The organism is Methylophilus aquaticus (assembly GCF_030769565.1).
GTDB classification, from domain to species: Bacteria; Pseudomonadota; Gammaproteobacteria; order Burkholderiales; family Methylophilaceae; genus Methylophilus; species Methylophilus aquaticus.
The window spans coordinates 74,511-84,625 of sequence record NZ_JAVCAP010000026.1 but is presented as its reverse complement, the minus strand read 5'-3'; the positions used below and the strand labels follow the sequence as shown (position 1 = coordinate 84,625).

The following is a 10,115-nucleotide window of genomic DNA, read 5'->3' as shown; positions in this document are numbered from 1 at the left end:
CGGATGAGTTTTACTTTAAACACCTGCCCGCAACACCCAAGGCAGCTTAAACAGAATCGCAAGATATTTCACTTAAAACTTCAAAGATTCTGTCCAACTAAACGGGGCCACCTCTGTTTCACTAGGCGAACGCAGCCAGTTTTGCCATAATACCAAGCATGATTCATCACCTGATTCCTTACCTGGTCGTTGCCTTTATATACATGGCGGTGGCACTGGATTACTGGCGTGTAGCCAAACAAAACAAAGCGCTCAACGATGCGGCGCTCCCTTTTCAACTGCATAGCGCGATGATTGCGCTGGGCATTGTGCTGCATGGCTGGTTACTGTATCGCGATGTGTTTGCCATTGGCGGGCTTAACTTGGGCGTGTATTACGCGTTGTCGGCCATTTTATGGCTGACGGTATTGATTTACTGGATTGCCGACCGCAAACATGCCTTGCACAGCCTGCAGGCGTTTGTATTGCCGCCTGCGGCATTGTGTGTATTGATGCCGGCGTTTGCGGTGGAAGACTACTATGTAGAAACCAGTGGCTTTAACCTGTTTAGCCTGCACATTTTAATTGCCATGGTGGCCTACAGCCTGTTTACCTTTGCCGCACTGCACGCCTGCCTGATGCGCATGGCCGAACGTGCCTTGCATCAGAAAAACAGCTGGCTGGCCCTGCCGGGGTTCCCTCCACTGATGGTGCTGGATGCGTTGCTGTTTAAAGTGTTGCGCATCGGCTTTGTATTGCTGACCATCACCCTGCTGAGCGGCATGCTGTTTAGCGAAGAGATTTTTGGCAAACCGCTGCAGTTCAACCATAAAACCGTGTTTTCAATCGCCTCGTGGTTTATTTATGCCTGGCTGCTGTTTGGCCGCTTTAAGTACGGCTGGCGGGGTAAGACGGCCACGCGCTGGACACTGGTGGGATTTGTATTGCTACTGCTGGCCTATGTTGGCAGCCGCTTTGTGCTGCAAGTGATTTTGCATCGCTAAACGACAGACGCACCCCGAAGGGTGCGTAAGGGGCTGCTTAAGTACGCTGCCCGACTTAAGCACGCAAACTGATCAGCGGCCAGCCATGCGCCTGAGCATAGGCTGTCAGGGTTGGATCAGCATCTACCGCCACCGGGTTGGTCACCAGCTTCATTAAAGGCAAATCATTGTGCGAGTCACTGTAAAAGTAACTCGTTTCAAAATCCGCCAGGGCTTTGCCTTGCGCGGCCAGCCACGCGTTCAAGCGCGTGACCTTGCCCTGCTGAAAACTCGGGGTACCACTGACACCGCCGGTGAACTGCCCATCAACCATTTCCGGGTCAGTGCCGATTAAATGCTCAATGCCATAAGCCGTGGCAATCGGCTTGGTGACAAAACTGTTGGTGGCGGTAATCACCATGCACAAATCACCATTGGCCTTGTGCTGATTGACCAATGCCTGCGCTTTTTCTGTCATCATCGGCTGGATGACTGTTTCCATGTATTTTTTGTGCAACGCGTCTAAAAACGCTTTGGGATGCTGCGACAATGGCTGGAGCTGGAACTTGAGAAACGCATAAATATCCAGATTGCCATTTTTATAATCTTCGTAAAACTGCTCGTTTCGGGCTTTGTGTGTCTCCCCATCGAGCAGACCTTCACTTATCAGAAAAATACTCCAGTTGTAATCACTGTCCCCTGCCAGCAGGGTGTTATCCAAATCAAATAAAGCTAAATTCTGCGTCATCAGTTTTCGTTTCTATCACTTTTAATTAAACAATCGGCTCTTCCGGGACTGCGTCTTTGCTTGCCGTCAGTACCAGAAACACGCCGACCAAAATGACTGCCAGCGCAATATATTCCATGGCATGAATCTGCTCATTGGCAAACCACACGCCCACCACAAAGGCCACCAGCGGATTGACAAAAGTATTGCTGCTGGCCACCAGCGGCCGCACATTGTGCAGCAGCCAGTGGTAAGCAGAAAACGCCACGATAGACCCCAGCACAATCAGAAAGACTATCGCCGCCCATGAACGTGGTGTGACCTGTTCAGGCCACTGCTCGCCAAAGGCCACACTGAACGCAAATGCAATCAGACCACCACAGAGCATCTGGCTGGCGGCCCCCATCAGGCCTTGCGGCAAGTCCATATGTTTGCTCCACACAGACCCCAGTGACCACGAGGCAGCGGCAAACATCAGCAACACAGCGCCCTGCCAATCCCCTTGCAGGCTGCCACGGGTATTCAACAGCAAAATGCCTACCAGGCCAATGGCAATACCCAGCCACTCGCGACGGCTGATTTTGTGGCCCCACAGACTGGAAAAAATAGCCATCCAGATAGGCGCCGTGGCAATCGCCAGGGCTGCCACGCTGGAAGAAACATGTAACTGCACATGTGTAACGGTGCCATTCCCTAAGACGGGCAATAACAAACCAACCAAAGCGGCACCCCGCCATTGCATCGGGGTTGGCGCGGCATGCCCCATGCTGCGCAAAACCATGTAAAGCAACGAACCGGCAATGGTGAAGCGCACGCCGACCATCACAAAGGGTGGAAAACTTTCAATGGCGTATTTGATGGCGAGATAGGTAGACCCCCATATCAGGTAGGTACAGGCCAGCGCAATGGTTACCCACAACCAGTGATTTTTATGCGCCATGGCGACTTCCCCAGACCTTCATTGACTACCCGTATCCTTACAAACATAAAACGCTTGCTGGCAGAAGTCGCAGCAAGCGCTTACTCAGGCAGCGATTACACCTGAGGGTTCAGTTTTTCAGCTTTGGCAAACAGCTTGTTCAAGCCATTCAAATAGGCTTTGGCCGAAGCCACCACGATATCGGTATCGGCACCCTGACCATTGACAATACGCCCACCCTTGGCCAGCCGCACGGTCACTTCGCCCTGCGCATCGGTGCCACTGGTGATATTGTTTACCGAATAGAGCAGCAACTCGCACTCGCTGTTCACCACATTTTCAATGGCTTTAAAGGTGGCGTCTACCGGACCGCCCCCCGTGGCTTCGGTGCGTTTTTCTGTACCATCGACATTCAATGTCAAAATGGCATGCGGAATTTCGCCGGTTTGCGAAGCCACTTGCAAATAAGCCAGCTTGAACATTTCGCTGGCATCCTGCATCACTTCATCACTCACCAATGCATGCAAGTCTTCATCAAAGATTTCAGATTTCTTATCTGCCAACTCTTTAAAGCGCGCAAATGCAGCATTCAGGGCATCTTCACTTTCCAGTTCGATGCCCAATTCTTTCAGGCGGGTACGGAAAGCATTGCGCCCGGACAGTTTGCCCAGTGTCAGCTTGTTCGCCCCCCAGCCCACATCTTCAGCGCGCATGATCTCATAGGTTTCGCGGTGCTTGAGCACACCATCCTGGTGGATGCCAGATTCATGCGCAAACGCATTCGCGCCAACAATCGCCTTGTTGGGCTGCACCGGGTAACCCGTGATGGTCGATACCAGCTTGGAGGAAGGGACAATTTGTGTGGTATCAATACGCGTGGTGAGATTAAAAATATCACTGCGGGTTTTAATAGCCATCACGATTTCTTCGAGGCTGGCATTACCTGCACGCTCACCCAGGCCATTGATCGTACATTCCACCTGACGCGCACCGTTCATCACGGCCGCCAGCGAGTTGGCCACGGCCATACCGAGGTCATTGTGGCAGTGGGTAGACCACACCACTTTGTCGGAATTTTTCACGCGTTTAATCAAGGCAGCCATGCGCTCACCCCATACCGCCGGGATACTGTAGCCCACGGTATCGGGCACGTTGATCGTCTTCGCACCGGCATCAATCACGGCTTCAAATACGCGCACCAGAAAATCAATCTCGGAACGCACGGCGTCTTCTGCTGAGAACTCGACATCATTCGTGTATTCCAGCGCCCATTTCACCGCTTGCACTGCACGCTCTACCACCTGGTCTTCGGTCATGCGCAGCTTGTTTTCCATATGGATTTTGCTGGTGGCAATAAAGGTGTGGATACGGCCTTTGGCGGCATGCTGAATCGCCTCGCCTGCACGGCGCACATCGTTTTCACTGGCGCGGGCCAATGAGCAGACCGTAGAATTTTTGATCACTTTGGCAATCTCGGAGATCGCCTCAAAATCACCTGGGCTGGCGGCGGCAAAACCCGCTTCAATCACATCCACGCCGAGCTTTTCGAGCTGACGCGCAATCCGCATTTTTTCTTCTTTGGTCATTGCCGCGCCCGGACTTTGTTCACCGTCACGCAATGTGGTATCAAAAATAATAATCTGGTCCATGGAGATTCCTAATATAACGCGTTGAATTTTACCCGCTTGTCACACGCTTGACCACCAGCAAGCACACAGCCGATGACAGCCACCCTCATAAGTTTCAACAAAAAACGCGCTGATCAACAGCGCGTTTTGTGAACACCTTCAAAGTGATCAAGCAGTTTTTTGTGCCATTCTGTCTCGCGCCCACAGATAGTACCCGGAGAGGGCATAGACAAACACCACACTGAATAACACTTCCGGCGGGCTGTAAGAGATCAGCACAAACGCCAGCACCACGGCCAGAATTGCCACAAATGGCACCGAATGCCGCAAGTTAATGTCTTTGCCACTGTAAAACTTCAAATCAGATACCATGGAACCCGCCGCGAATACGGTGATGCACCAGGCAATCCACTTCATTTGCAAGGCGCCAAAGAAAATTTCACGGCCATCGACATTGTATTCATAAGACACCCAGACAAATCCGGCAATCAATGCTGCCGCGGCCGGACTGGGCAAGCCCTGAAAGAATCGCTTGTCCTGAAACGGGTCATCCAGCTTGGTGTTAAAACGCGCCAACCGCAGGGCCGCACAGGCGCAATAAATAAAGGCGGCAATCCAGCCCAGCTTGTTCATCGGCTGCAAGGCCCATACATACATGATCAGGGCGGGCGCCACGCCAAACGACACCATGTCAGCCAGACTGTCATACTCGGCACCAAAGGCACTTTGTGTATTGGTCATGCGCGCCACACGGCCATCCAGCCCATCCATTACCATGGCAATAAATATGGCAATGGCCGCCTGCTCAAAATGCAGATTCATCGCTTGCACAATGGCGTAAAAACCACCAAATAGCGAAGCCGACGTAAACAAATTGGGTAACAGATAGATTCCGCGCTGACGCAAAGTGGTTTGCGTATCATCACGGCGGGAAGGGCGGTTTTTGGGTTCGACCATGGAAGAAGCTTCAAGTAATGCGGAATACATGCATTGTTGCGGGCAATCATAAAAATTGCAAGCACGTACGGCTAAAAGAACTACGATAATCTAGTCTCAGACCGCTTAAACAGAGGGGGTCAGGCAGCACAGGTGGCCTGTGTTAAAATGCGTGATTATTATTTTTTTTTGTTCAGGTTTTCATGCAATTTTCACTCCACAAGACCGATGGCCAGGCCCGCCGCGGTACTGTCCACCTGCCCCACGGCGAGGTACAAACACCAGCCTTTATGCCAGTTGGCACCTATGGCACGGTCAAGGCCATGTCACCGCAAGAGCTCGAAGAGATCCAGGCGCATATCGTGCTGGGTAATACTTTTCATTTATGGTTGCGCCCTGGACTCGAAGTGGTTGCCGCCCACGAAGGCCTGCACAAGTTTATGGGCTGGGACAAGCCGATTCTGACCGATTCAGGCGGCTTTCAGGTGTTTAGCCTAGGGCCCATGCGTAAAATCAGTGAAGCCGGCGTTAAATTCAAGAACCCGATCAATGGCGACACCTGCTTTTTAACGCCGGAAGAATCCATGCGCATCCAACGCGTGCTCAACAGTGACATTGTCATGATTTTTGACGAATGCACGCCCTACCCGGCTACCCATATCGAAGCGCAAAAATCGATGGAACTCAGCTTGCGTTGGGCAAAACGCAGCCGTGACGCCTTTGATGTTTACCAGACACAGACCATGTCAGACACGATGGCCATGCAGGGCAACGAAGACGAAATCAGGAAAGTCATGGCTGCATCGCCGCCCGATAACACGCTTTCGTCTCCGGGCAATCAAACCAATGCATTGTTTGGCATCATTCAGGGCGGCATGTATGAAGACCTCAGGGACCAGTCATTAAGCGCCCTTAAACAACTTGACTTCGACGGCTACGCGATTGGCGGCCTGTCGGTCGGTGAGCCCAAAGAAGACATGCTGCGCATTTTGGCCCATACCGCGCCACAAATGCCGCAGGACAAACCACGCTATCTGATGGGCGTAGGCACACCCGAAGACCTGGTGGATGCCGTCAGCCATGGCATTGACATGTTTGACTGCGTGATGCCGACACGCAATGCGCGTAACGGCTGGCTGTTTACCCAGTATGGCGATGTCAAAATCAAAAATGCCAGCTATAAAAACGATACCAGACCACTGGATGCGGACTGCACATGCTACACATGCCAGCACTTTACGCGCAGTTATCTGCACCATTTACATCGCATCGGTGAAATTCTGGGTTCGCGTTTAAACACGATTCATAACCTGCATTATTACCAGGTGTTGATGCAAGGCATGCGGGCCGCCATTGAACAAGGCAAGTTTGCGGAGTTTAAGGCAGCGTTTGCCAGGAAACGTGCAGAACAAAGATAGTGCTTGTATCAGCTAGCGCTAAAAGCCATAACGTTGGTTTTTTGCCTCTAGTGAGGTTTACTTGGATACGTTTTTTTGGTCTTGGGTGGTTTGCTGGAGTGTGGCGTTTCATTTCGCCTTTAGGCGAAAAGCAACTTCATTGATGAATAGCTCCGCACCCAACAGCCACCTTCAAACCACCTCCCAACCTCGCCTCCCGCTCACACATTAACCCCATATGCTAAAAACACATTCACACCGCCCCTTCGCCTGAATTCAACCCCGACAATCCATCAAAACCCAAACCCTGTTTGTTCTTTGGCCGCCTGTGTTAGAATCCCGTGTTATTTTTTAGTCTGCACAAGGATTTGAATATGTTGATCAGCAACGCCTACGCCGCCAGCGGCACAGTCAACGACGTCATGGGCTTTTTGCCTATGATTGTGATTTTTGTATTGTTTTATTTCATGCTGATTCGCCCGCAGATGAAGCAGGCAAAACAGCATAAACTGATGCTGGAAGCCTTAAAAGCAGGCGATGAAGTGGCCACCACAGGGGGTATCGTCGGCAAAGTGACCAAAGTGAGCGAAAACTTTGTCAGCATTGAAATTGCCGCCAGTACGGTGGTCAATGTGCAAAAGCATACGGTGCAGACATTGTTGCCTCCAGGCACCCTTAAATCCATTTAACGTGAAAGACTCCGGTCTTCACTCTCGATACAAGAGCTTCATATGAACCGTTACCCCTTATGGAAATACGTGCTGATCGGCGCCGTGATTGTGATTGGCTTGCTGTATACCATTCCAAACTTCTTCGGTGAATCCCCGGCAGTACAGATCAGCCCGGCCAAAACCTCACTCAAGGTAGATCAATCTCTGCTGCAAAAAGTGGAAGACACTTTGAAGCTTGCCAATATTCAGTTTGATGGCCTGTATATGGATGCCAGCGGCGTGAAGGCGCGTTTTGCCAATACCGACACCCAGTTGCAAGCCAAAGACAAACTGGTTGCCAGCCTCGGTAAGGATTACACGGTAGCGCTGAACCTGCTGCCGCAAACCCCGGTCTGGCTGCAGAGCATCGGGGCCAAGCCGATGTATCTGGGACTGGACCTGCGTGGCGGCGTGCACTTTCTGTTGCAAGTGGATATGAAAGCGGCACTCGACAAAGCGGCCGAGAGTACGTTGGGGGATTTCCGCACCAGCCTGCGCAAGGAAAAAATTAATTATTACGGGATTGAGCGTCAAGGTCAGCAAGTGGTGGTGAAGTTTGAATCCGAGACTGAAGCGACCAAGGCACGCAACCTGCTGGCCAAAGACTTCTCGGACCTGACCTATAAAATTGGTGGTAGCGATAAAGAAATCAATCTGACTGCCAGCATGGGCGCCATGTCGCAGAAACGTATTCAGGATTTTGCGCTCAAGCAAAACCTGCAAACCCTGCATAACCGGATTAACGAACTGGGTGTTGCCGAACCTATCGTGCAACAACAGGGCGTGGATCGTATTGTGGTGCAATTGCCTGGCGTACAGGATACGGCCAAGGCCAAAGAAATTCTTGGCCGAACCGCCACCCTTGAAATCCGCATGGTAGACGAAGAGAAGTCTGACATGGCGACCTTGCAAAAAGCACAAAATGGCCAAGTGCCTTTTGGCGACGAAATGTATTTTGACCGCGATGGCCGTCCGGTACTGGTTAAGAAAAATGTGGTGCTGACCGGTGACCGTATCACCGATGCCGGCCCCGGCATCAATGGGCAAAACGGCGCTTCAGTGGTCAACGTCACGCTGGATGGCCGTGGCGCAGGCATTTTCAAAAACGTCACGCGTGAGAATGTTGGCAAGCGTATGGCCATTCTGCTGATTGAAAAAAGCAGTACCGAAGTGGTGACTGCGCCGGTGATTAATGAAGAAATCGGCGGCGGTCGTGTACAGATTTCCGGCATGGCCAATGCACAGGAAGCCACCGATATTTCATTGCTGTTACGCGCGGGCGCGCTGGCAGCACCGATGGAAATCATCGAAGAGCGGACTGTCGGCCCCAGCATGGGCGAAGAAAACATCAAGCGTGGCGTGCACTCTACACTGTGGGGCTTTGCCGCGATTGCCGTGATGATGGTGATTTACTATCTGGTATTCGGTAGCGTTTCTGTCATGGCACTGGGCGTGAACCTGTTATTGCTGGTCGCGGTGCTTTCCATGCTGCAAGCCACACTGACCTTGCCTGGCCTGGCTGCGATTGCGCTGGCACTGGGCATGGCGATTGATGCCAATGTGCTCATTAATGAGCGTATTCGTGAAGAGTTGCGCAACGGCAATACGCCGCAAGCCAGCATCCACGCCGGTTACGACCGTGCATTTGATACCATTCTTGACTCGAATGTCACCACGCTGATTGCAGGCCTCGCATTATTCATGTTCGGCACTGGCCCGATTAAAGGCTTTGCCGTGGTGCACGTGCTGGGCATTATGACCTCAATGTTTAGTGCAGTGCTGGTGTCGCGGGCAATCGTGAACCTCTTGTACGGCTACCGCCGCAAGATCGAACATTTACGTATCGGTTAAGTCAGCGAACAGATTAAAGAGAACAGACTATGGAATTATTCAGAATTAAAAAAGATATCCCGTTCATGAGTTACGGGCGTCTGACCACCTCAATTTCGCTGGTCACCTTTATATTGGCGATTTTCTTCCTGTTCGGCCGCGGCCTGAACTATGGGGTGGACTTTACGGGTGGCACGGTAATGGAAGTGCACTATCCGACAACGGCCAATATTGAAAACATCCGCAAGGTCATTGACGCCGAAGGTATAAAAGATGTGACCGTGCAGAATTTTGGCTCCAGCCAGGATGTGCTGATTCGCTTACCGGTTAAAAAAGAGCTGTCGATTGCACAACTGTCAGAAAAAATCTCCCATGCCCTGAAGTCTGCAGACGCGGGTGCCGAAGTCCGTCGTGTTGAATCTGTAGGCTCACAAGTGGGTGAAGAGCTGTATGAAAACGGCGGCCTGGCATTGTTGCTGGTATGTGCTGGCATCATGGCCTATCTGGCCTTGCGTTTTGAATGGCGTTTTGCCGTGGCAGCCATCATTGCCAACATGCACGATGTCATTATCATTCTGGGCTTTTTTGCATTTTTCCAGTGGGAATTCAACCTGACAGTACTCGCGGCGATTTTAGCGGTGCTGGGCTATTCGGTGAACGAGTCTGTGGTGGTCTTTGACCGCGTGCGTGAAAACTTCAAAAAAATGCGCAAAGCCAGTGCCGTGCAAGTGATCGACAATGCGATTACACGCACCATGTCACGTACCATCATTACCCATATGATGACGCAAACCATGGTCTGCTCCATGTTGTTCTTTGGCGGTGAAACCCTGCATAATTTCTCACTGGCGCTGACCATTGGCATTTTATTTGGTATTTACTCATCCGTGCTGGTCGCCTGCCCGATTGCCATGTGGCTGGGTGTCAGCCGTGCCAATCTTATTGGTGACACTGAGAAAAAATCCAAGGAAGACGAAGCCGCCATCGCCCCTTAAGGTCGCGACAA

9 protein-coding genes are annotated in these 10,115 nt (G+C 51.6%); 5 read left to right on the top strand and 4 right to left on the bottom strand.

What is annotated here, in order from left to right; all coding sequences use genetic code 11:
• Positions 1 to 158 precede the first annotated feature (158 nt).
• Positions 159 to 983, top strand: coding sequence for a cytochrome C assembly family protein (locus Q9291_RS12070; protein ID WP_306390322.1), 825 nt, complete (start codon positions 159 to 161; stop codon positions 981 to 983).
• 55 nt (positions 984 to 1,038) lie between these two features.
• Here Q9291_RS12070 and Q9291_RS12065 read toward each other — a convergent pair whose 3' ends face one another.
• The 4 genes from Q9291_RS12065 to pssA all read right to left on the bottom strand — a co-directional run bounded on the left by Q9291_RS12065 (position 1,039) and on the right by pssA (position 5,193).
• Positions 1,039 to 1,710 (bottom strand): histidinol-phosphatase, encoded by a 672-nt coding sequence (locus Q9291_RS12065; protein ID WP_306390321.1) that lies wholly within the window; start codon positions 1,708 to 1,710, stop codon positions 1,039 to 1,041.
• 25 nt (positions 1,711 to 1,735) lie between these two features.
• Positions 1,736 to 2,629, bottom strand: a complete 894-nt coding sequence (gene yedA / locus Q9291_RS12060; protein ID WP_306390319.1) for a drug/metabolite exporter YedA — start codon at positions 2,627 to 2,629, stop codon at positions 1,736 to 1,738.
• A 95-nt stretch (positions 2,630 to 2,724) separates the two neighbouring features.
• A complete protein-coding gene (locus Q9291_RS12055; RefSeq protein ID WP_306390318.1) occupies positions 2,725 to 4,257 on the bottom strand; it encodes a 2-isopropylmalate synthase in 1,533 nt (510 codons plus the stop codon).
• 147 nt (positions 4,258 to 4,404) lie between these two features.
• Positions 4,405 to 5,193, bottom strand: a complete 789-nt coding sequence (pssA, locus tag Q9291_RS12050) for a CDP-diacylglycerol--serine O-phosphatidyltransferase (protein WP_306390326.1) — start codon at positions 5,191 to 5,193, stop codon at positions 4,405 to 4,407.
• 182 nt (positions 5,194 to 5,375) lie between these two features.
• Here pssA and Q9291_RS12045 point away from each other — a divergent pair, with 182 nt between their 5' ends.
• The 4 genes from Q9291_RS12045 (at position 5,376) to secF (ending at position 10,104) form a co-directional block, all read left to right on the top strand.
• Positions 5,376 to 6,590 carry a tRNA guanosine(34) transglycosylase Tgt gene (locus tag Q9291_RS12045; RefSeq protein WP_306390317.1) on the top strand — a complete coding sequence of 405 codons (1,215 nt, stop codon included), beginning with the start codon at positions 5,376 to 5,378 and terminating at the stop codon, positions 6,588 to 6,590.
• A gap of 353 nt (positions 6,591 to 6,943) precedes the next feature.
• On the top strand, positions 6,944 to 7,258 hold the full coding sequence (gene yajC / locus Q9291_RS12040) for a preprotein translocase subunit YajC (protein WP_306390316.1): 315 nt from the start codon (positions 6,944 to 6,946) through the stop codon (positions 7,256 to 7,258).
• A gap of 42 nt (positions 7,259 to 7,300) precedes the next feature.
• Positions 7,301 to 9,130, top strand: coding sequence for a protein translocase subunit SecD (gene secD / locus Q9291_RS12035; RefSeq protein WP_306390315.1), 1,830 nt, complete (start codon positions 7,301 to 7,303; stop codon positions 9,128 to 9,130).
• Positions 9,131 to 9,159: 29 nt separating this feature from the next.
• Positions 9,160 to 10,104, top strand: a complete 945-nt coding sequence (gene secF / locus Q9291_RS12030) for a protein translocase subunit SecF (protein ID WP_306390313.1) — start codon at positions 9,160 to 9,162, stop codon at positions 10,102 to 10,104.
• The last annotated feature ends 11 nt before the right edge of the window (positions 10,105 to 10,115 follow it).